Source organism: Kitasatospora sp. NPDC047058 (assembly GCF_040643935.1).
Taxonomy (GTDB): Bacteria; Actinomycetota; Actinomycetes; order Streptomycetales; family Streptomycetaceae; genus Kitasatospora.
Genome location: NZ_JBEYVJ010000128.1, coordinates 1 through 19928, shown reverse-complemented (window position 1 = coordinate 19928; position 19928 = coordinate 1). Strand labels below are relative to the sequence as shown.

Here is a 19928-nt window from a genome sequence, read left to right as displayed (position 1 = left end):
CCCGCAGCCCGTCCCGCCGCAGCAGGCGCCCCCGCAGGCCGGGCCGCAGCACCGGCAGCAGCCGCCGGTGCCCCCGCAGCGCCCCGCCCGGCAGGACCCGCGCACCCACCACCCCGTCGGCCGGCACGCCCAGCCGGGCACCGGGCCGGTGCACGCCGCACCGGCGCTGCCGGGGCCGGACACCGAGGCCGCCACCGAGAAGCTCGCCGCCCCCAGCCGCCACCGCGCCCCCGTCGCCGGGGAGAGCGCCGCCGAGGTGCAGCTGCCCGGCGCCGCGGTGCGGATAGGCCCGGGACCGCGGGCCGAGCAGACCGGTCCGGGCACCGCGCCCGCGGAGACCGACTGGGTCCGCCGGGCCACCCCGCCGCCGGTGCGGGCGGCCCGCTGGCGCCCCTGGCGGTTCCGGATGTCCAACGACGTCTGGGGCACCCCGGTGATCGCCGACGGCACCCTGTTCGTCTCCAGCTTCGAGGTGCACGCCCTCGACATCGCGTCCGGCCAGCGCCGCTACAAGACCCGGGACGTCGCCTGGGCGCTGGCGGTCGACGCAGGCCGGGTGCACGCCGCCGACGGCCCGCACCTGTACACCGTGGACGTCGCGGACGGCACCGAGCGCTGGCGGCAGTCGCTGGACGGCTGGGTCTACTCGCTGGACGCCGCCGACGGCGTGCTCTGCTGCGGCGTCCGCGGCGGCGGGGTGCAGCTGCGCTCGGCGGCCGGCGGGGCCGAGCTGTGGCGCGCCGACGACGCCCAGCAGGACTACGAGAACCCGCAGTCCGGCCCGGCCCTGGTGGGCGGCGCCGCGTACTACTACGGCGGCGGGCGGCTGCGCTGCGTGGACCCGCACGGCGCGGGCCTGCGCTGGTCCTTCCCGGTCGGCGAGGACGTGCCGTCCCGCCCGGTGGAGCGGGCCGGGGTGCTGTACGTGACGGCCGGCACCCGGGTGTTCGCGCTGGACGCGGCGAGCGGCGCCGAGCGCTGGCGGTTCGACGCCCCGGTGGTGCTGTTCACCCCGCCCGCGCTGGACGCGGACGCGGTGTACGTCGCCGACTACCTCGGCACGGTGTACGCGCTGGACGCGGCCACCGGCCGGGACCGTTGGCGCGGCGTCACCGGCGCCCGGCAGGGTGCCGAGCCGGTGGTGGTCGGGGACGGCATGGTGCTGGTCGGCAGCGGCGAGGTGCTGTACGCCTTCGAGGCGGCCACCGGCCGGGAGCGCTGGCGCTACACCGCGCGGGGGGAGATCGTCGGCGTCCCGGCGGTCGCCGACGGCCTGGTCCACCTGGGCAGCCGGGACCACTCGCTGCACACGCTGGACCTGGCGAGCGGTCAGCTGCGCTGGGAGCTCGGCACCAAGGGGGAGCTGACCGGCTCGCCGGTGGCGGTCGGCGGGAAGGTCTTCGTCGGCAGCAAGGACCGCTGCGTCTACGCGCTGGACGCCTTCTACGGCACGGCGGTGCCCTCGCACTGAGCGGCCGTCCGCAGCCGTCCGCAGGCCGCCCCGACCGGGTGGCCGCGGGTGGCCGCGGGTGGCCGCGGGCGGGGCGTCGGCGGGGCTACCGCCGGCGGGCCTCCGGGTGGCGGGCGCACCAGCCCTCCCAGGCCGAGGCCACCATCTCCTCGACCCCGTACCGGGCGGTCCAGCCCAGTTCGCGCCGGATCAGCTCGGCGGAGGCGACCACCCGGGCCGGGTCGCCGGGGCGGCGCGGGGCGATCTCGCCGGCGGTGTCGTAGCCGGTGACCTTGCCGATCACGTCGAGCATCTCGCGGACGCTGACGCCCTCGCCGCGGCCGATGTTGAGGACCAGGGAGGTCTCGCCCTCCGGGTCCTCGGCCAGCCTCCGGGCGGCCGCCACGTGGGCCGAGGCGATGTCGGCGACGTGGATGAAGTCGCGCACGCAGGTGCCGTCGGGGGTGGGGTAGTCGGCGCCGAAGATGCGCGGTGCCCGCCCGGCGGTGAGCCGCTCGAAGACCATCGGGACGAGGTTGAACACCCCGTCGTCGGCGAGTTCGGGCGAGGCGGCGCCGGCCACGTTGAAGTAGCGCAGCGAGACGGTGGAGAGCCCGTACGCCCGGCCCGCCGCCGCGACCAGCCACTCGCCGGCCAGCTTGGTCTCGCCGTACGGGTTCATCGGCGCGCAGGGCGCGGACTCGGTGACCAGCTCGACGTCGGGCATGCCGTAGACGGCGGCGGAGGAGGAGAAGAGGAAGCGCTTCACCCCGGCGCCGGTGGCGGCCTCCAGCACGTTCTGCAGCCCGGTCAGGTTCTCCCGGTAGTAGTGGAACGGGCGTTCGACCGACTCGCCGACCTGCTTCTTCGCCGCGAAGTGCAGCACGCCGCGGACGCCGTGGGCGCGCAGGGCCGCGTCCAGTGCGGCCCGGTCCAGGGTGGAGCCCTCGACCAGCGTGACGCCGGACGGCAGCCGGCTGCGGTCGCCGGTGCTGAGGTCGTCCAGCACCGCCACCCGCTCGCCGGCCGCGACGAGCTGGTGCACCACGTGCCGGCCGATGTAGCCGGCACCACCGGTGAGCAACCAAGTCATGGCCCGAATCCTAAGGTCCCGTTTCCCGAGGTCGGGCGCGTCGGGGCGAAGATTCGGGCATAACGGTGAAATGCTGACAATTATCTCGGTCCGGTGGAGGAATCGGAGTCAGCCAAGGTGAACCGCAAGAAGGGCCCCACCCGTCCGATCCCGGCCGGGCCGCGGCCCACGGGGCCGAAGGTGGTGTCCTTCGGGCGGCTGGTCGTGTCCGGCGCGGTGGCGTTGCTCACCGCGCTCGCGGTGGCCGGGTGCAGCAGCGGTTCGTCCTCCTCCACGCCGGTCACCACGGCCGCCACGCCTGCCGCCGGCTCCGGTACCGCGGCGCCGGGCGGCGCCAACCAGCTCCAGGCCGACTACCAGCGGGTGATCGCCGACGTGCTGCCCTCGGTGGTGCAGATCACTACGGCGAGCGGCCTCGGCTCCGGCATCGTCTACGACGACAAGGGCGACATCGTCACCAACGCCCACGTGGTGGGCACCGCCACCGCCTTCACCGTCACCCTGGCCAACAGCACCAAGCCGCTGGACGCCACGCTGGTCGCCGGCTACCCGGACTCCGACCTCGCGGTGATCAGGCTGAGCAGCCCGCCGAGCGGCCTCAAGCCGGCCACCTTCGGGGACTCCGGCAAGGTCCAGCTGGGACAGATCACGCTCGCGATGGGCAGCCCGCTCGGGCTCTCCAGCAGCGTCACCGACGGCATCGTCTCGGCCACCGGCCGGACCGTCTCCGAGCCCGACACCGCGGGCTCGCCGGGCGCCGTCATCGGCAACATGGTGCAGACCTCGGCCGCGATCAACCCCGGCAACAGCGGCGGCGCGCTGGTCAACCTGGACAGCCAGGTGATCGGCATCAACACGCTCGCCGCCACCGAACCGGAGACCAACGGGGCGGCCGCGCCCGGCATCGGCTTCGCCATCCCGGCGTCCACCGTGACCAGCATCGCGAACCAGCTGATCAAGGAGGGCAAGGTCACCAACTCCGGCCGGGCCGCGCTCGGCATCACCGCCCGGACGTACTTCGACCAGGACTTCCGCCCCGCGGGTGCGGTCGTGGTCGCGGTCGCCGGGGGCGGCCCGGCCGACGCGGCGGGGATCCAGGCCGGGGACGTGATCACCAAGGTCGGCGACACCCCGGTCGACTCGCTGAACTCGCTCACCACCGCGCTGGCCTCGCTCGCCCCGGGGGACAGGACGACGGTCGCCTACACCCGCGACGGCCAGAACAGGACCGCCGAGGTCACCCTCGGCACCCTCCAGACGCCGTAGCCGCCCCGGCTCCCCGACGGCCGCCCGGGCCTCCCGGCCCCCGGCGGCGGCCGGCCGCACACCGCGCAAGGGTCCGCGGGCGGCCGCCGGCCGGGTACGGGCCGGGACCTCGTCCACTGCCTCGACGAGGTCCCGGCCCCCTGTCCCGCGGGCGGGGGATCAGCGGCGGGCGGTGCGGGTGCGCCAGGGGAGCTCGATGGTGACGGTGGTCGGGCCGCCGTGCGGGCTCTCCACCAGGAAGACGCCGTCGACCGCCTGGATCCGCTCGGCCAGCCCGCCCAGGCCGCTGCCCGGGTAGGGGGCCGCGCCGCCCTTGCCGTCGTCCTGGACCAGCACCATCAGCTGGTCGTCGGCCCGCCAGACGTCCACCGTCGCGGAGCGGGCGCCGGAATGCTTGGAGACGTTGGTCAGCAGCTCGCTCACGGTGAAGTAGGCGATGCCCTCGACCGCCGAGTCCGGCCGCTCCACCGTGCCGTCCGCGGCCTTCAGCTCGACGTGCACCTTGACCCCGCCCGGCACCGTGCAGCGGGCGGCCACCGCGGAGAGCGCCGCGTCCAGTCCGCGGTCGGTGAGCACCGCCGGGTGGATGCCGCGGGCCAGGTCGCGCAGCTCCTGCAGGGCGAGCTTCACCTCGCCGTGCGCGTTGTCGACCATCCTGGCGGCGGCCTGCACGTCCTCGGCCGACTCGGTCTCCCGCAGCCGCTCCTTGGCCAGGCCGAGGTCCATCGCGAGCGCCACCAGCCGGGCCTGGGCGCCGTCGTGCAGGTCCCGCTCGATCCGGCGCAGGTCGGCGGCGGCGGTGTCGACCACCGTGCCGCGGTCGTCCTCCAGCTCGCGGACCCGCTCGGAGAGCGCGCCCGGAGCGAGCAGCGCCTCCAGCAGCATCCGGTCCACCGCGGCCCCGAAGCGGATCACCCAGGGCAGCACCGGCCAGCCGACGATCACGCAGACCAGCGTCACGGTGAAGCTGAGGATGCCCCACGGCAGCCGCAGCACGTTGTAGAGGGCCGAACGCCAGCTGAGCGCGTCGGTGAGGTGGGCCGTCGTGTAGCCGGTGATCCCGGGGCGGGGCCGGTGCAGCGGCTCCGGCTCGTGCAGCCCGGAGCCGTACACCGACCGGGCCCGGGTACGGGCGAAGGCGCCCATGCTCCGGCAGCCGGAGAGCCCGGCGGCCAGCAGCGGCAGGCCGATCACGGTGACGGCGAGGGCGAGGCCGACCGAGAGCATCACGACGGTGAAGACGAACCCCGCGATGCCCAGCGGCAGGTTGAGCATCAGCTGCCCGGCCTGCCGCCACATCCGCCCGCTGTACGGCGGGACGCGTTCCGAGCGCGCGTCCTGCTCCTCGAAGGCGTCCGCGGCGCGGCGGTGCAGAGGTCTCATCTGGATCTACCGTTCCTGTCGGTCGAGCTGGTGATCCAAGCTTCCCCGCAAAGCGGCCGCCGGGGCCATGGGGTTGTTACGTCCTCCCGGGCGGGGGTTATCCCCACCCTCCGGACGCGCACGGGCGGTGCTCCGGTGTCCACGGGCCGCCCGGGGGCGTCTTGCGGATCGGGCACCGTGCTGGGCTCGTGGCCGGTGCACTTAGACTCACGCATTGGCGATGGTTATGACCGTGTAAAGAAACGTCGTAGAACTGCCCTGAGGGGCGGTTTCACGGCCGATGTGGAGGCGAGTGGCATGGAGGGGCAGCCGGCAGCTGCCGTCGCGGCCGACCCGGCGGTCGGCAGCGGCTACTTCGACGCGTATGCCGCGATGGGCCTGCTCGCCGTCGTCGGCGTGCTCTTCGTCGCCGTGGCGTTCACCGCCAACCGGCTGCTGCGGCCGGTGGTGTACTCGCCGGAGAAGCTCCTCGCCTACGAGTGCGGTGTGGACCCGGTGGGCGGCGACTGGGCGCACACCCAGATCCGCTACTACGTCTACGCATTTCTGTACGTGATCTTCGCGGTCGACGCGATCTACCTATTCCCGTGGGCGACCGTCTTCGCCTCCGCCGGATACGGCGCCGGGACGCTGATCGAGATGTTCGTCTTCATCGGCTTCCTCGCGGTCGGGCTGCTCTACGCCTGGAGGAAGGGCGTTCTGGAATGGACGTGACGCACAACCACGCGCACGCGCACGGTGCCGCCGGCGGCCCGGTCCCGCTGGGCCTGCCGGACCCGGCGCGTCCCGGTGCCGCCGTCGAGCGGCGCGGCATCGGCCCGCTGGCCCGGCTCGCGCCGGACCCGGTCAAGGTGGTCCTGAACTGGGGCCGCCGCTACAGCCTGTGGTGCTTCAACTTCGGCCTGGCCTGCTGCGCGATCGAGTTCATCGCCGCGTCGATGGCCAAGCACGACTTCATCCGAATGGGTGTCATTCCGTTCGCGCCCGGCCCCCGCCAGGCCGATCTGATGATCGTCTCGGGGACCGTGACCGACAAGATGGCGCCCGCCGTGAAGCGCCTCTACGAGCAGATGCCCGAGCCGAAGTACGTCATCTCCTTCGGCGCCTGCTCGAACTCGGGCGGCCCGTACTGGGACTCCTACTCGGTCACCAAGGGCGTGGACCAGATCGTCCCGGTCGACGTCTACGTGCCCGGCTGCCCGCCGCGGCCCGAGGCGCTGCTCCAGGGCATCCTCAAGCTCCAGGAGAAGATCGCCGCGGAGTCGCTGCCGGGGCGGTACACCGCGCCGGCCACCGCGCTGCGGCGTCCGCTGGTGCCGGGGCCGGACACCCAGGGAGGGGCCTCGTGAGCGGGCAGAGCATGGGGGTCCCCCCGGCCGGAGGCTGGGGGAAGGCCGCCGAGGGCCGCAGCGCCGAGCAGTACGCGGCGGCGGTCGGCGAGTGGGCCACCGGCGCCGAGGCGTACGGGCTGGTCACCGTCGACGTGCCCGCCGAGCACTGGACCGAGGCGCTCACCGCGGCCCGGGACGTGCTGGGCCTCGCCTTCTTCGACTGGCTGAGCGCCGTCGACGAGCTGGCCGAGGGCTTCTCGGTGGTCGCCCACCTGGCCTCCGTCGACGCCCCGGGCGTGCGCCACCTGGCGCTGCGCACCCGGGTGCCGCGGGACGCCGCCGCGCTGCCGAGCGCCGTGGCGGTGTACGCCGGTGCCGCCTGGCACGAGCGCGAGACGCACGAGATGTTCGGCATCGACTTCCCCGGGCACCCCTACCTGGCCACCCTGCTGCTGCCGGACGGCTTCGAGGGGTACCCGCTGCGCAAGGAGTTCGTGCTCGCCGCCCGGGTCGCCAAGGCCTGGCCGGGCGCGAAGGAGCCGGGCGAGTCCGACCACGGCGACGGGCCGGCACGGCGCAAGATGCAGCCGGCCGGTGTGCCGGACCCGAACGAGTGGGGGCCGCTCAAGGGCACCCTGCCGCCGGTCGCCGAGCGGCCCGCGCGCGGTGCCCGGGCGGCGGGGGCGGCACGGACGCCCCGGGCGGCCGGTGCCGGTGCGGCGGGTGCTGCCGGTGCGGCCGGTGCCGCCGGTGCCTCGGCCGAGGGCGGGCCCGCGGTACGGGCGGACCGTCCGCGGCGGACCAGGACGGTCGGCGAGGGCTCGGTCAGCCAGGCGGCTGCCGAGGCGGCCGGTGCGGCCGGTGCGGCCGGGAGCGCCGAGGGTGCGGCCGGGACCACGGCCCCGCCGGTGCGGGCGGACCGTCCGCGACGGACCAGGACGGCCGGTGAGGGCTCCGCGAGCCAGACCGCCGGTGCGGTCGGGGCGCCCGAGGCGAAGCCCGAGCGGCAGGCCCCGGCCCGGACGCAGTCGGCCGACGCGCCCTGGCACGCTCCCGTGCCCGCGCACGGCGAGCCGGAGCCGGAGCAGACGGAACCGAAGCCGGCCGAGCCCGGACAGCCGGAGCAGCCCCGGCCCGGAAAGCCGGCGCAGGAGCAGCCCGAGCAGCCCGCGGAGAAGAAGGACGAGACGTCGGCCGAGGCGGCCGGCCAGGACGGAGACAGCGCGTGAACCTGCTCGACACGTTGCTGCGCTGCGTCGCCACGCTGGTCGTCTTCCTCACCTTCCCCCTGGTCATCGGCCAGACCGAGCACAAGGTGATGGCGCACATGCAGGGCCGGCTCGGCCCGATGTACGCCGGCGGCTTCCACGGCTGGGCGCAGCTGGTCGCCGACGGCGTGAAGTTCGCGCAGAAGGAGGACATCGTCCCGGCCGGCGCGGACCGGCGGATCTTCCAGCTGGCGCCCGCCGTCTCGTTGCTGCCGTACCTGTTCGTGCTGCTCGTGATCCCGGTCGGCCCCGGCGGCTTCGTCGGCCAGGCCGTGGACGCCGGTCTCTTCTTCGTGCTCGCCGTGATGGGCGTCGGCGTGATCGGCAAGCTGATGGCCGGCTGGGCCTCGGCGAACAAGTTCTCGCTGCTCGGCGGTCTGCGTACGGCCGCGCAGCTGATGTCGTACGAGCTGCCGATGGTGCTCGCCGCGGCCTCGGTGGCGATGGCCGCCGGGACGCTCTCGCTGCCCGGGATCGTGGACGCCTGGGAGTGGTACTGGATCCCGTGGCAGATCATCGGCGCGTTCGTCTTCTTCACGGCCGGCCTGGCCGAGCTGCAGCGCCCGCCGTTCGACATGCCGGTGGCCGACTCGGAGATCATCTTCGGCGCGTACACCGAGTACACCGGCCTGCGCTTCGCGCTCTTCCTGCTCTCCGAGTACGTGGGCATCCTGGTCGTCTCCGGGCTGACCGCGGTGCTCTTCCTGGGCGGCTGGCACGGCCCGATGCCGGACGAGCTCGGCTGGCTGTGGACGATCCTGAAGACCTTCGCGCTGGCCTTCGTGGTGATCTGGCTGCGGGTGACCTACCCGCGGCTGCGCGAGGACCAGCTGATGAAGTTCGCGTGGACCGTGCTGATCCCGCTCGCCCTCGTCCAGCTCGCCCTCACCGGTGTCATCAAGGTGGCGATCTCATGAGTTTTCCCGGATCCGGCCTCGCCAAGGGGCTGGCCGTGACGCTGCGGACGATGACGAAGAAGAGCATCACCGCGCAGTACCCCGAGGTCCAGCCCGCGCTGCCGCCGCGTTCGCGCGGCGTGATCGCGCTGCTGGAGGAGAACTGCACGGTCTGCATGCTCTGCGCCCGCGAGTGCCCGGACTGGTGCATCTACATCGACTCCCACAAGGAGACGCTGCCGGCCGCCGACCCGAACGCGCGCGCCCGCACCCGCAACGTGCTGGACCGGTTCGCCATCGACTTCTCGCTCTGCATGTACTGCGGGATCTGCATCGAGGTGTGCCCGTTCGACGCGCTGTTCTGGTCGCCGGAGTTCGAGTACGCGGAGACCGACATCCTGGAGCTGACCCACGAGCGGGAGAAGCTCCGCGAGTGGATGTGGACCGTCCCGGCGCCGCCGGCGCTGGACCCGGCGGCCGAGGAGCCCAAGGAGATCGCCACCGCCCGCAAGGCGGCGGACAAGCTGGCGGCGGCCGCCGCGAAGGCGGCCGAGGAGGAGGGTGACGCGGAGTGAGTGCCACCCTGCTCGCCGCGACCGGGTCGCTGGACCCGGCCGCGCGTTCCTTCCTCTCCCCGACCGGGGCCGAGATCGTCTTCCTGCTGGTCGGCATCGCGGTGCTCGGCTCGGCCGTCGTCGCCGTCACCACCAGGCAGCTGGTGCACGCCGCGCTCTGGCTGGTCGCCGCGCTCGGCGGGCTGGCGGTGGAGTTCCTGCTGCTCACCGCCGAGTTCATCGCCTGGGTGCAGGTGCTGATCTACCTCGGCTCGGTGGTCGTGCTGGTGCTGTTCGGGCTGATGCTCACCAGGGCGCCGATCGGGCGCTCGCCGGACGCCGACTCGAAGAACCGCTGGGTCGCCCTGGTGGTCGCGCTGGCCTCGGCCGGAACCCTGGTCACGTTGGTCGTGGACGCCTTCCGGACGTCCTGGATCGACCTCGGCGCGGGCGGCGGCTCGGCGGCGGCGACCGGCGCCAGCCTGTTCCGCACCTGGGTGCTGCCCTTCGAGGCGCTCTCGGTGCTGCTGCTGGCCGCGCTGGTCGGCGCGATCGTGCTCTCGCGCGGGACGGGCCGGCGGGTGCCGGCGCCCCGGGCCGGGCGGATCCGGGCCGGCCGGCCGGTGGGCTCCAACGGGACGGTCGCCGCGACCGTGCCGAAGCCCGCCCCGGCCGCAGGGACCTCCGCGACGACCTCCGAGCAGGAGAGCTGATGCACCTCGCCTACCCCGCCGTGCTCGCCGCGCTGCTGTTCAGCGTCGGCGTCTACGGCGTGCTCGCCCGGCGCAACGTCATCCTGGTGCTGATGTCCGTCGAGCTGATGCTCAACGCCGTCAACCTCAACCTCGTCGCCTTCGACGCCTGGCTGCGGGACTCCCTGCACGCCGGCCAGGCGCTCACCCTGTTCACCATCACCATCGCCGCCGCCGAGATCGGTCTCGGGCTCGCCGTCGTCCTGCTGCTGTTCCGGGCCCGGGGCACCGCGGACGTCGACCGGGCCACCGCCCTCGGCGACCCGGCCGAGTCCGCCGCCGAGGAGACGCCGGCCGGAGCCGAGTCGCTGAAGGGCCGGGCCGCCGCATGAACCTCGCCCTCCCCGTCCTCGTCCCCGCGCTGCCCGCGCTCGGTGCGGCCGCCACCCTGGCCACCGGCCGGAAGGTGCCCGGCCTGGCCCGGCCGCTGGCGGTCGTGCCGGTCGCCGTCTCGGCGGTGCTCGCCCTGGTGGTCGCGGTCCAGCTCGGCACCGGCCAGGTCCTGGACACCGGTACCCGGCTCACCCCGACCGGCGGCCCCGACATCTCGCTGGGCTTCTACCTGGACGGCTACAGCTCGCTGATCTCCGTCCTGGTCGGCCTGGTCGCCACCTGCGTGCAGGTGTACTCGACCGCCTACCTCAAGGACGACCCGCGCTACCCCTCGTACGCGGCGCTGGTCTCGCTGTTCACGGCGGCGATGCTGCTGGTCGTCTACTCGGGCGACCTGATCGTGCTGCTGGTCGGCTGGGAGGTCATGGGCATCTGCTCGTACTTCCTGATCGGCCACCACTGGGAGACCGCCGACGCCCGCTCCGCCTCGCTGAAGGCCTTCCTGGTCACCAAGCTCGGCGACGTGCCGTTCCTGTTCGGCATCTTCCTGCTCGGCGCCGACGCCGGCAGCTTCCGGATCCCGGACGTGCTGGCGGCCGCCACCGACGGGCGGATCGCCCACCCGACGCTGGTCGCGCTGCTGCTGCTCGCCGGCGTGGCCGGCAAGAGCGCGCAGTTCCCGCTGCACACCTGGCTCCCGGACGCGATGGCCGGTCCGACGCCGGTCTCCGCGCTGATCCACGCCGCCACCATGGTCGCGGCCGGCATCTACCTGGTCGCCCGGCTGCTGCCGGTCTTCCTGCTGTCGGGTGCGGCGCTGGTGGTGCTGGCGGTGATGGCCGCCGTGACGATGATCGGATCGGCGCTCTGCGCGCTCGCCCAGGACGACCTCAAGCGGGTGCTCGCCTACTCGACCGTCGGCCAGCTCGGCTACATGGCCGGCGCCCTGGCCAGCGGCGACCGCGAGGCCTCCGTCTTCCACCTGGTCAGCCACGGTGCGTTCAAGGCGCTGCTGTTCCTCGCGGCCGGTGTGGTGATCCACGCCGCGCACACCAACTCGATCGCCGCGATGTCCCGGATGCCCGGGCTGCGCAAGCGCGTCCCGGACGCCTACTGGACGATGGGCATCGGCCTCGTCGCCCTGATCGGGCTGCCCCCGTTCTCCGGCTTCTTCAGCAAGGAGGCGGTGCTGACCGCCGCCGAGCACGCCGCCAACGGCGACGCGATGACCAACGGCGTCGGCCCGGCCTCGGCCGTCCCGCAGGCCGCCGGGTGGATCGTGCTGGTCTCGGCCGCGCTCACCGTGCTGCTCACCGCGGCGTACTCGGCCCGGCTGTTCCTGGTGGCGTTCCACAGCCCGGCGCCCCTGGTGACCGCCGGCACCGCCGCCGCCCCGGAACCGCTGGACCACGAGGCCGACGCACCGTACTCGCCCGAGCCGGACGAGGCCGACCCGGCCACCGCCGAACCGCCCGCGATGCGCTGGCCGCTCTGGGTGCTGGCGATCCCGACCATGGCCTTCGGCATCGTCGGCGTGCGCTCCGACTGGCTGCCCGCGCTGCTGGACGGCGGCTCGCTGCGGCCCTCGGGCGTCACCGCGGTGACCGGCACCGGCCTCGCCGTGGTCGGCGCGCTGCTCGCCTACGGGGCCTGGCGCTCCGCCACCGCGCGGCTCGGTGCCGGCCGCCCCGCCCCGGCGGTGCCGGGCCGGGTGCCCGAGCAGGCCGGGGCCCCGGCCGCCGAGGTGATCGTCGGCGACCCCGGGCGCACCCTGCTCGGCCCGCTGTTCGGCCCGGCCCGGCACGGCTTCGGCGTCGACCGGCTGTACAGCGCGCTGTTCGTCCGCCCGGTGACCGCCGCCGCGCAGCTGGTCCGCTTCCTCGACCGCGAGGTCGTGGAGACGTACGTGCGCGGCAGCGGCGCCGGCGCCAACCTGCTCGGCCGGGCCGTCCGGCTCGCGCAGACCGGCAACGTGCAGACCTACCTCAGCGCTCTGCTCGCCGGCGTCGTCCTGCTGGCCGTCCTGGTGGCGGTGTAGCCGGATGCCGTACCCCGCCCCGCCGGTCCCCCCGATGTCCCCCGCAGCCCGCACCGCCCGTAGGAGCCCCCGATGAACGCAGTCCTCATCGCCCTCCTGGTGCTGCCGCTGGCCGGTGCCGCGCTCACCCTGGCGCCGGTGTTCGGCCCCGACGCGGCCGCCGCCGACCGGCGTGCGCTGCGGCTGAACAGCGTCGTCACCGGCGCCGTGCTCGTGCTGACCGTCGTCCTGGCGGCCGGCTTCGACCACGACGAGCCCGGCCGGATGCAGGCCACCACCGACGTGTCCTGGATCCCCGCCATCGGCGTGCGCTTCCACCTCGGCGTGGACGGCATCTCGCTCCCGCTGATCGTGCTGACCTCGCTGCTCACCTTCCTCTGCGCGCTGTACTCGGAGAAGCGGCTGCCCTCGGGGGAGGACAGCCCGTCGGCGAAGTCCTTCGTGGGCCTGTTCCTCCTCCTGGAGGTGGGCATGCTCGCCACCTTCGCGGTGCTGGACCTCGTGCTCTTCTTCCTGGCCTTCGAGATCGTGCTGATCCCGATGTACTTCCTGATCGCCCGCTGGGGGAGCGGGGCGAAGGTGCCGGCCGCCAACCGGTTCATCCTGTACACGCTGCTCGGCTCGGCCGTGATGCTGCTGGGCTTCCTGCTGGTCGGCAGCAAGGCGGGCACCTTCGACATGCAGGCGCTGGCCGCCGCGCACGGCAGCGGCATGAGCCACACCACCCAGGTGATCGCCGCGCTGGCGATCATGGTCGGGCTCGCGGTCAAGGCCCCCGCCTGGCCGCTGCACAGCTGGCTCCCGGACGCGCACACGGCGGCCCCGACGGTCGGCTCCGTGCTGCTCGCCGGCGTGCTGCTGAAGATGGGCACGTACGGTCTGGTCCGCGTCCTCCTCCCGGTCGTCCCCGACGGCACCACGACGCTCGCCCCCTACCTGGGCGCGTTCGCCGCCGTCGGCATCGTCTACGGCTCGCTGGCCTGCCTCGCGCTCTCCCGCGCCGGCTCCAAGGGCGACCTCAAGCGCCTGATCGCGTACTCCTCGGTCGGCCACATGGGCTTCGTGCTGCTGGGCATCGCCTCCCTCACCCCGGTGGGCGTCAACGGCGCCCTGTTCGCCAACATCGCCCACGGCCTGATCACCGGCCTGCTGTTCTTCGTGGTGGGCGCGCTCAAGGACCGCTACGGCACCGCGGACCTCGACACCCTGGCGGGCTCCACCGGCGGCGCCCTCTACGGGCGGGCCCCGCGGATGGGCGCCCTGCTCGCCTTCGCCGCCGTCGCCAGCCTCGGGCTGCCCGGGCTGGCCGGCTTCTGGGGCGAGCTGCTCGCGATGTTCGGCTCGTTCGACCCGGCCGCCGGCCTCTCGCGCCCCGCGTTCCTCACCTACATGGTCCTGGCCGGCGTCGGCACCCTCCTCACCGCCGCGTACCTGCTGGTCGTGGTCAAGCGCGTCTGCATGGGCGACCCGGAGCAGCCCGCCCCGGTGGCCGAGCTCGCCGACCTGCGCCCGTACGAGGCGGTCAGCTGGACGCCGCTGGCCGCGCTCACCCTGCTGGCCGGACTCTGGCCCGCGCTCCTGCTCGGCCTGTCCGAACCCGCCGTCAAGCTCCTCCTCGGGGGTGGCTGACCATGTTCGGACCCCAGCTCGCCGCACTCGGACCTCACTCCACGGGGCAGCACACTGTGACCTCCCTCGCCGTAGCCAACCCGGGCAGCCTGATCCAGTCCGTGGACTGGGTGGCGATCGCGCCCCCGCTGATCGCCGCCGTGGCCGCCCTCGTCGTGCTGGTCGCCGACCTCTTCCTGCCCGCGCGCCACAAGAAACTGCTCGGCGCCCTCACCGCGGCCGGACTCGCCCTCGCGCTCGTCTCGCTCCTCCCGCTGACCGGGGGATCGCCCCGGGCGACGTTCTGTGCGCAGAACGTAACAGGCGCCACCGACACCGCGGGCTGCTCGTACGTCGCCGACCACTTCGCCCTGGTCTTCCAGCTGATCGCGCTCGGCGGTGCGCTGATCGCCGCGCTGCTCTCGGTGCACGCGGTCGAGGACGAGAAGCTGCCCGCCGGCGAGTACTGGTTCCTGCTGCTCTCCAGCGCCACCGGCGCCGCCCTGCTGCCCGCCTCCCGTGACCTCGCCACCCTGGTGATCGCGCTGGAGGTGGTCTCGCTGCCGTCCTTCGCGCTGGTCGCGCTGCGCCGGGACGGCCGGGGCGCCGAGGCCGCGCTGAAGTTCTTCCTCACCTCCGTCACCGCGACCGCGGTGATGCTGCTCGGCGTCGGCTTCGTCTACGCCGCGAGCGGCAGCCTGCACCTGGGCGCGGTCGCCGACGGCCTGGAGCACGCGCCCGCGCAGCTGAAGCCGCTGGCCGAGGCCGGTGCGGTGCTCACCCTGGCCGGCTTCGCCTTCAAGGTCGCGGCCGTGCCGTTCCACTTCTGGGTGCCCGACACCTACACCGGCGCCCCGCTGCCGGTGGCCGGCTACCTCTCGGTGGTCGGGAAGGCGGCCGGCCTGTCCGGCCTGGCGCTGGCCACCACGATCGCCTTCCGCCCGTACGCGCACACCTGGGGCCTGGTCCTCGCGGTGCTGGCCGCCGTCACCATGACGGCCGGCAACGCCGGTGCGCTGCGGCAGCGCTTCGACACCCGGTACAGCGCGGTGCGGCTGCTCGCCTGGTCGTCGATCGGCCAGGCCGGCTACCTGCTGGTGCCGCTCGCGGCCGCCGGCTACGCGCCCACCGGCACCGATCCGCTCGGCGCCACCGCCGCGTACGCGCTGATCTACGGCGTGGTGAACCTGGGCGCCTTCGGGGTGGTCGCCGCGGTCGGCCGGAAGGCCGGGACCAGCGTCGACGACTTCCGCGGCCTGTTCGCGCGGCGCCGCTGGACGGCCCTGGCGCTCGCCTTCTTCCTGCTCTGCCTGGCCGGGCTGCCGCCGGGCGTGGTCGGCCTGTTCGGCAAGGTGGTGGTCTTCCGCGCCGCGGTCGACTCCGGGCTGGGCTGGCTGGCGGTCGTGATGGCGGTCAACGTGGCCATCGCGCTGTACTACTACCTGCTCTGGACGGCACGGCTGTTCGTTCCGGCCGGGGAGCCGGCCGTCACCGCGGAAGCCGGGCGCCGGCTGCCCGCCCCGCTCGCGGCCACCCTGGGGCTCACCGCCGGCGCGACCGTGGTGCTCTCGGTCGCCCCGCAGCTGGTCCTCCAGGTGGTGGGCGGCACCCTGTTCTGACGCCGGGGTGAGGGCCCGGCGGTGCGGGCCTCCCCGGGGACGCCGGCCCCGGCCTCCCCGGGACGGCGGCGGTGGGGCGGCGCCGGGACGGTGCCGGTGTCACGGTGGTCACAAGGGAACAAGGCCGACGGCCCCGCCCGTTGAGCGGGCAGAGGGACGAGGCAGAGAGGGCTTCCCCACCGCACCATTGGAGGGCCTGCCGTGCACCGCCGGCACAACGGACTGAGGACCGCCGCACTGCTCGGCGGCCTCTCGGCGCTGATCCTGGTGATCGGCAGCTTCTTCGGCCGCACCGGCTTCCTGATCGCCCTGCTGGTCGCGCTCGCGACCAACGCCTACGCCTACTGGAACAGCGACAAGCTCGCCCTGCGCGCGATGCGGGCCCGGCCGGTCAGCGAGATCGAGGCACCGCGGCTGTACCGGATCGTGCGCGAGCTCTCCACCTCCGCCCGGCAGCCGATGCCGCGCCTCTACATCTCGCCCACCCCCGCGCCGAACGCCTTCGCCACCGGCCGCAACCCGCGCAACGCGGCGGTCTGCTGCACCGACGGCATCCTGCAACTGCTGGACGAGCGCGAGCTGCGGGGCGTGCTCGGGCACGAGCTGAGCCACGTCTACAACCGGGACATCCTGATCTCCTCGGTCGCCGGGGCGCTCGCCTCGGTGGTGATGTTCCTGGTGAACTTCGCCTGGCTGATCCCGTTCGGCCGGAGCGACGACGACGAGGGCCCCGGCCTGTTCGGGCTGCTCGCGATCATGATCCTCGGGCCGATCGCCGCCTCGCTGATCCAACTGGCCGTCAGCCGCTCCCGCGAGTACCAGGCCGACGCCGACGGCGCCCGGATCACCGGTGACCCGCTCGCGCTGGCGAGCGCCCTGCGCAAGCTGGAGGCCGGCACCCGGCAGCTGCCGCTGCCGCCCGAGCCGCAGCTCCAGACGGCCAGTCACATGATGATCGCCAGCCCGTTCCGGCCCGGCGAGGCCGGGGCGAGGCTGTTCTCCACGCACCCGCCGATGGCCGAGCGGATCGCCCGACTGGAGCGGATGGCGGGCTACCGGGGCTGAACCGGCTACCGGGGCTGAGCGGGCCACCGGGGCCGAGCCGGCGCCGCCGCGGGGGTCAGCCCGCGACCTCCTCGTACGCCCGGCGGAGCCGGTGCACGCCCTCGGCCAGCTGGGTGGGGTTCTCGGCGGCGGCGTAGCTGAGCCGGAGGTGGGGGGCCGGGGGTTCGGCGGCGTGGTACGGGCGGCCGGGGGTGACCTGGACGCCGGCGCGCAGCGCGGCGGCGGTGAGGGCGCCGTCGTCGACGCCGTCCGGGAGGCGGAGCCAGAGGTGGTAGCCGCCCGGGCGGGGGGTGCCGAGCAGCCCGGGGAGTTCGCGTTGCAGGGCGGCGACGGCGGTGGTGCGGCGGGTGCGCAGTTCGGTGCCGAGGGTGCGCAGGTGGCGGGCCCAGCCGGGGTCGGCGACCAGTTCCAGCGTGGCCTCCTGGAGCGGCCGGGGCACGAAGAAGCTGTCCACCACCTGGGTGGCCCGCAGGCGGGCGAGGGCCGGGCCGCGCGCGGTGAGGGCGCCGATCCGCAGGTTGGGCGACGCGGCCTTGGTGAGCGAGCGCAGGTGCACCACGACCCCGTCCTCGTCCTCGGCGGCGAGCGGGCGCGGCAGCACCGGGGCGTCCGCGTGGACGAGCAGCCGGGCGAAGTCGTCCTCGACGACGAAGGCCCCGGCCGTCCGGGCGATCCGCAGCACCTCGGCGCGCCGGGCGGGCGCGAGCACCGCGCCGGTCGGGTTCTGGAACAGCGGCTGGCAGACGAAGACCCGCGCCCGGGTGGCGTCGAAGGCCTCGGCCAGCAGGTCGGTGCGGACGCCGTCGGCGTCGACCGGGACGGGGACGGGCCGCAGCCCGGCGGCCCGGACGACCGCGAGGATGCCCGAGTAGGTCGGCGACTCCACCAGGACGGGTGCGCCGGACCCGGCGAGCGAGCGCATCGCCACGGTGAGCCCGCTCTGCCCGCCGGAGGTGATGAGGACGTCCCCGGCGCCGATCGGCCCGTTGGGCCCGCCGATGTCGCGGGCGAACCAGCCGCGGAGCTCGGTGAGGCCGTCGGTGGGCGGCCGGTCCCAGGCGCCGGGGCGCCGGCCGGCCCGGGCGAGGGCGGCGGCCAGCAGGCGCTCGGGCAGCAGCGAGGCGTGCGGGTAACCGCTGTTGAGGTCGATGACGTCGGGCGGCGGCACCCGGAGGGTGGCGAACACCGGGGCGGCCAGCAGGTCGCGCGGGCCGGAGTCGGCGCTCAGGGCGATCTCCTGCCAGGAGAGGTCGCCCGGACGGGACGCGGGCGGGGCCGAGGCGGGGGAGCCGCCCGCGAAGGGCGCCGCGCGGAACACCCCGGCGCCCGGCCGGGAGACCACCAGCCCCTCCGCGACGAGCACCGCGATGGCCCGGGAGACCGTGACCGGGCTGACCTGGTGGCGGTCCATCAGCATCCGGCTGGACGGCAGCTTCCGTCCTTCCGGATAGCGCTCCACCTCTCGGCGTAGGCTTTCGGCGAGTTCGGCCACGCTGGTACGCTCGTTCATGACGGCACAAGATAGCGCTACCCGGCCCGTGACGATAGCGGCGCAGGTGGCCGGCCCCGCACCCCGTACCCCCGGCACGGCCGGTACCTCCGGCGCCGGCCGGTCCGGCACCGCCCTGGCCGCGCTCGGCGTCCTCTCCTTCTCCTTCAGCTTCCCCGCCACCGCCTGGGCCCTGACCGGCTTCGGCCCCTGGACGGCGACCGGGCTGCGCGGTGTCCTGGCCGGGCTGCTCGCCGCGGTCTGCCTGGCGGCGGCCCGCGTCCCGCTCCCCGCGCGGCGGTACTGGCCCGGGCTGCTGGTGGTCTCGGCCGGCTGCGTGCTCGGCTTCCCGCTGCTCACCACGCTCGCGCTGCGGACGTCCTCGACGGCGCACTCGGCCGTCGTCATCGGCGTGCTGCCGCTCGCCACGGCCGCGTTCTCGGCGCTGCGCACCGGCCGGCGGCCGTCCCGGACCTTCTGGGGTGCGGCGCTGGCCGGGGCGGCGGCGGTGCTGGCGTTCACCCTGCTGCAGAGCCACGGGCGGCCGACCGGTGCGGACCTCTACCTGTTCGCCGCGCTGCTGGTCTGCGCGGCCGGGTACGCGGAGGGCGGGCGGCTCTCCAGGGAGCTCCCCGGCTGGCAGGTGATCGGCTGGGCGGCGGTGGCGGCGCTCCCGGTCACCGGGCTGACGGTGCTGCTGGCGCTGCCCGCCGAGCCGGTGCACCCGGGCCCGAAGGCGCTGGCCGGACTGGCGTACACGGCGGTGGTCTCGCAGTTCTTCGGGTTCGTGGTCTGGTACCGGGGGATGGCGGCGATCGGGGTGCCGCGGGCCAGTCAGCTCCAGCTGGCGCAGCCGCTGCTGACGCTGGTCTGGTCGGTGCTGCTGCTGGCCGAGGACCTGCCGGCGGCGGCGCCGGTGACGGCGGTGGCGGTGCTGGTCTGCATCGCGGTCACCCAGCGCGCCCGCAGCTGAGGGCGGCGCGCGGGCGGGCGGACAGCCGGTCGTGCCCGCCCCCGGGTGCGGGGGACGGGCACGAGGGGGGAGCCGGTACCGGACGGACCGTCACCAGGCCGGCTGCGGGTGGTAGACGCAGAGCGCCCAGATGATGAAGACGTCCATGGCGATCACGATGACCGACCAGAACGGGTAGTACGGCAGCGCGAGGAAGTTCTCCAGGACGCTGAGCGCGACGATGACCATACCCGCCCAGCGGGCCCAGCTCTTGCCCAGCAGGAGGAAGGTGCCGACCAGGGCCACCACCGCGCCGATGATCACGTGGATCCAGCCCCACCCGGTGAGGTCGAAGCGGAAGACGTAGCGGGGCGTGCTCAGGAAGACGTCGTCGTCGGCGATCGCCATGATGCCGCGGAAGGCCTCGATGCAGCCGTTGATCAGCATCAGGACACCGGCGAAGATCACCAGTCCGGGGGCCCAGTCGCTGAACTTGTTGGTGCCGGCCGGCGGTGGCGGCTGCCCGGTGCCGTGACGCCAGGGCGGCGGTTGGTCGGGGCTGGGCGAGGCGGTGCTCATGACTCCTCCTGAGCCGTCGGCCGGGCCCGGGCGCGACCGCACCGCGGACCGAACGGACGTACGGGAAAGGCGTGTGGACTTCGACCGTCCGCCGAACCCGGGTGACGGGCAATCCGGCCGCACCTGTTCGGGTGACGGGCCCAGCGAGCCGCCGGGCCGTACGGCCGGTGCCTGGTACTGGTGGGGCGACCGCTGTCCGGGCCCGGTCCGTCCGCCGCGCCTTCCGTGGTCGGGCCGGGCGGCGGCCGGCCC

18 protein-coding genes are annotated in these 19928 nt (G+C 74.5%); 14 read left to right on the top strand and 4 right to left on the bottom strand.

Features of this window, described 5'->3' with window-relative positions:
* Positions 1–1471, top strand: a 1471-nt coding sequence (locus ABZ885_RS20275) for a PQQ-binding-like beta-propeller repeat protein (protein WP_360190167.1), incomplete at its 5' end; no start/stop codon positions are given.
* Between the two features lie 85 nt (positions 1472–1556).
* Here ABZ885_RS20275 and galE read toward each other — a convergent pair.
* On the bottom strand, positions 1557–2543 hold the full coding sequence (galE, locus tag ABZ885_RS20270) for a UDP-glucose 4-epimerase GalE (RefSeq protein WP_360190164.1): 987 nt from the start codon (positions 2541–2543) through the stop codon (positions 1557–1559).
* A 183-nt stretch (positions 2544–2726) separates the two neighbouring features.
* Here galE and ABZ885_RS20265 point away from each other — a divergent pair, with 183 nt between their 5' ends.
* On the top strand, positions 2727–3809 hold the full coding sequence (locus tag ABZ885_RS20265) for a trypsin-like peptidase domain-containing protein (protein WP_360190176.1): 1083 nt from the start codon (positions 2727–2729) through the stop codon (positions 3807–3809).
* Positions 3810–3968: 159 nt separating this feature from the next.
* Here the strand turns inward: ABZ885_RS20265 and ABZ885_RS20260 are convergent, their stop codons facing one another.
* A complete protein-coding gene (locus ABZ885_RS20260; protein WP_360190173.1) occupies positions 3969–5108 on the bottom strand; it encodes a sensor domain-containing protein in 1140 nt (379 codons plus the stop codon).
* 381 nt (positions 5109–5489) lie between these two features.
* On the opposite strand from ABZ885_RS20260, the gene ABZ885_RS20255 reads away from it, so the two are divergent.
* The 11 genes from ABZ885_RS20255 (at position 5490) to htpX (ending at position 16656) form a co-directional block, all read left to right on the top strand.
* Positions 5490–5906: an NADH-quinone oxidoreductase subunit A gene (locus ABZ885_RS20255; RefSeq protein WP_360190161.1), complete on the top strand. Its 417-nt coding sequence runs from the start codon at positions 5490–5492 to the stop codon at positions 5904–5906.
* A complete protein-coding gene (locus ABZ885_RS20250) occupies positions 5897–6541 on the top strand; it encodes an NADH-quinone oxidoreductase subunit B family protein (protein WP_360190159.1) in 645 nt (214 codons plus the stop codon). Before ABZ885_RS20255 ends, ABZ885_RS20250 begins: the two co-directional genes overlap by 10 nt.
* On the top strand, positions 6538–7752 hold the full coding sequence (locus ABZ885_RS20245; RefSeq protein ID WP_360190156.1) for an NADH-quinone oxidoreductase subunit C: 1215 nt from the start codon (positions 6538–6540) through the stop codon (positions 7750–7752). Before ABZ885_RS20250 ends, ABZ885_RS20245 begins: the two co-directional genes overlap by 4 nt.
* 2 nt (positions 7753–7754) lie before the next feature.
* Complete coding sequence (gene nuoH / locus ABZ885_RS20240) at positions 7755–8708, top strand: NADH-quinone oxidoreductase subunit NuoH (RefSeq protein WP_360190170.1); 954 nt, start codon at positions 7755–7757, stop codon at positions 8706–8708.
* Positions 8705–9262, top strand: coding sequence for an NADH-quinone oxidoreductase subunit I (locus ABZ885_RS20235; RefSeq protein ID WP_360190153.1), 558 nt, complete (start codon positions 8705–8707; stop codon positions 9260–9262). Before nuoH ends, ABZ885_RS20235 begins: the two co-directional genes overlap by 4 nt.
* A complete protein-coding gene (locus ABZ885_RS20230) occupies positions 9259–9954 on the top strand; it encodes an NADH-quinone oxidoreductase subunit J (RefSeq protein WP_360190150.1) in 696 nt (231 codons plus the stop codon). Before ABZ885_RS20235 ends, ABZ885_RS20230 begins: the two co-directional genes overlap by 4 nt.
* Positions 9954–10325, top strand: coding sequence for an NADH-quinone oxidoreductase subunit NuoK (gene nuoK / locus ABZ885_RS20225; RefSeq protein ID WP_360190147.1), 372 nt, complete (start codon positions 9954–9956; stop codon positions 10323–10325). The genes ABZ885_RS20230 and nuoK overlap by 1 nt, the downstream gene beginning before the upstream one ends.
* Positions 10322–12364, top strand: a complete 2043-nt coding sequence (locus tag ABZ885_RS20220) for an NADH-quinone oxidoreductase subunit L (RefSeq protein ID WP_360190144.1) — start codon at positions 10322–10324, stop codon at positions 12362–12364. Before nuoK ends, ABZ885_RS20220 begins: the two co-directional genes overlap by 4 nt.
* 72 nt (positions 12365–12436) lie before the next feature.
* A complete protein-coding gene (locus ABZ885_RS20215) occupies positions 12437–13993 on the top strand; it encodes an NADH-quinone oxidoreductase subunit M (protein ID WP_360190141.1) in 1557 nt (518 codons plus the stop codon).
* 2 nt (positions 13994–13995) lie between these two features.
* Positions 13996–15591: an NADH-quinone oxidoreductase subunit N gene (locus tag ABZ885_RS20210; RefSeq protein WP_360190138.1), complete on the top strand. Its 1596-nt coding sequence runs from the start codon at positions 13996–13998 to the stop codon at positions 15589–15591.
* A gap of 201 nt (positions 15592–15792) precedes the next feature.
* Positions 15793–16656, top strand: coding sequence for a zinc metalloprotease HtpX (htpX, locus tag ABZ885_RS20205; protein ID WP_360190135.1), 864 nt, complete (start codon positions 15793–15795; stop codon positions 16654–16656).
* A gap of 55 nt (positions 16657–16711) precedes the next feature.
* Here the strand turns inward: htpX and ABZ885_RS20200 are convergent, their stop codons facing one another.
* On the bottom strand, positions 16712–18166 hold the full coding sequence (locus ABZ885_RS20200; protein ID WP_360190132.1) for a PLP-dependent aminotransferase family protein: 1455 nt from the start codon (positions 18164–18166) through the stop codon (positions 16712–16714).
* Between ABZ885_RS20200 and ABZ885_RS20195 the strand changes: the two genes are divergently transcribed.
* Positions 18165–19118 carry a DMT family transporter gene (locus ABZ885_RS20195; protein WP_360190129.1) on the top strand — a complete coding sequence of 318 codons (954 nt, stop codon included), beginning with the start codon at positions 18165–18167 and terminating at the stop codon, positions 19116–19118. The genes ABZ885_RS20200 and ABZ885_RS20195 overlap by 2 nt on opposite strands.
* 90 nt (positions 19119–19208) lie before the next feature.
* Here the strand turns inward: ABZ885_RS20195 and ABZ885_RS20190 are convergent, their stop codons facing one another.
* Positions 19209–19676 (bottom strand): hypothetical protein, encoded by a 468-nt coding sequence (locus tag ABZ885_RS20190; protein WP_360190126.1) that lies wholly within the window; start codon positions 19674–19676, stop codon positions 19209–19211.
* Between the last annotated feature and the right edge of the window lie 252 nt (positions 19677–19928).

Bases quoted from the DNA above. Each gene is read 5' to 3' on its own strand.
- galE (WP_360190164.1), bottom strand. From the start codon at position 2,543: ATGACTTGGTTGCTCACCGGTGGTGCCGGCTACATCGGCCGGCACGTG.
- ABZ885_RS20260 (WP_360190173.1), bottom strand. From the start codon at position 5,108: ATGTGGCGGCAGGCCGGGCAGCTGATGCTCAACCTGCCGCTGGGCATC.
- ABZ885_RS20255 (WP_360190161.1), top strand. From the start codon at position 5,490: ATGGAGGGGCAGCCGGCAGCTGCCGTCGCGGCCGACCCGGCGGTCGGC.
- ABZ885_RS20250 (WP_360190159.1), top strand. From the start codon at position 5,897: ATGGACGTGACGCACAACCACGCGCACGCGCACGGTGCCGCCGGCGGC.
- ABZ885_RS20235 (WP_360190153.1), top strand. From the start codon at position 8,705: ATGAGTTTTCCCGGATCCGGCCTCGCCAAGGGGCTGGCCGTGACGCTG.
- nuoK (WP_360190147.1), top strand. From the start codon at position 9,954: ATGCACCTCGCCTACCCCGCCGTGCTCGCCGCGCTGCTGTTCAGCGTC.
- ABZ885_RS20220 (WP_360190144.1), top strand. From the start codon at position 10,322: ATGAACCTCGCCCTCCCCGTCCTCGTCCCCGCGCTGCCCGCGCTCGGT.
- ABZ885_RS20215 (WP_360190141.1), top strand. From the start codon at position 12,437: ATGAACGCAGTCCTCATCGCCCTCCTGGTGCTGCCGCTGGCCGGTGCC.
- ABZ885_RS20210 (WP_360190138.1), top strand. From the start codon at position 13,996: ATGTTCGGACCCCAGCTCGCCGCACTCGGACCTCACTCCACGGGGCAG.
- ABZ885_RS20195 (WP_360190129.1), top strand. From the start codon at position 18,165: ATGACGGCACAAGATAGCGCTACCCGGCCCGTGACGATAGCGGCGCAG.
- ABZ885_RS20200 (WP_360190132.1), bottom strand. From the start codon at position 18,166: ATGAACGAGCGTACCAGCGTGGCCGAACTCGCCGAAAGCCTACGCCGA.
- ABZ885_RS20190 (WP_360190126.1), bottom strand. From the start codon at position 19,676: ATGAGCACCGCCTCGCCCAGCCCCGACCAACCGCCGCCCTGGCGTCAC.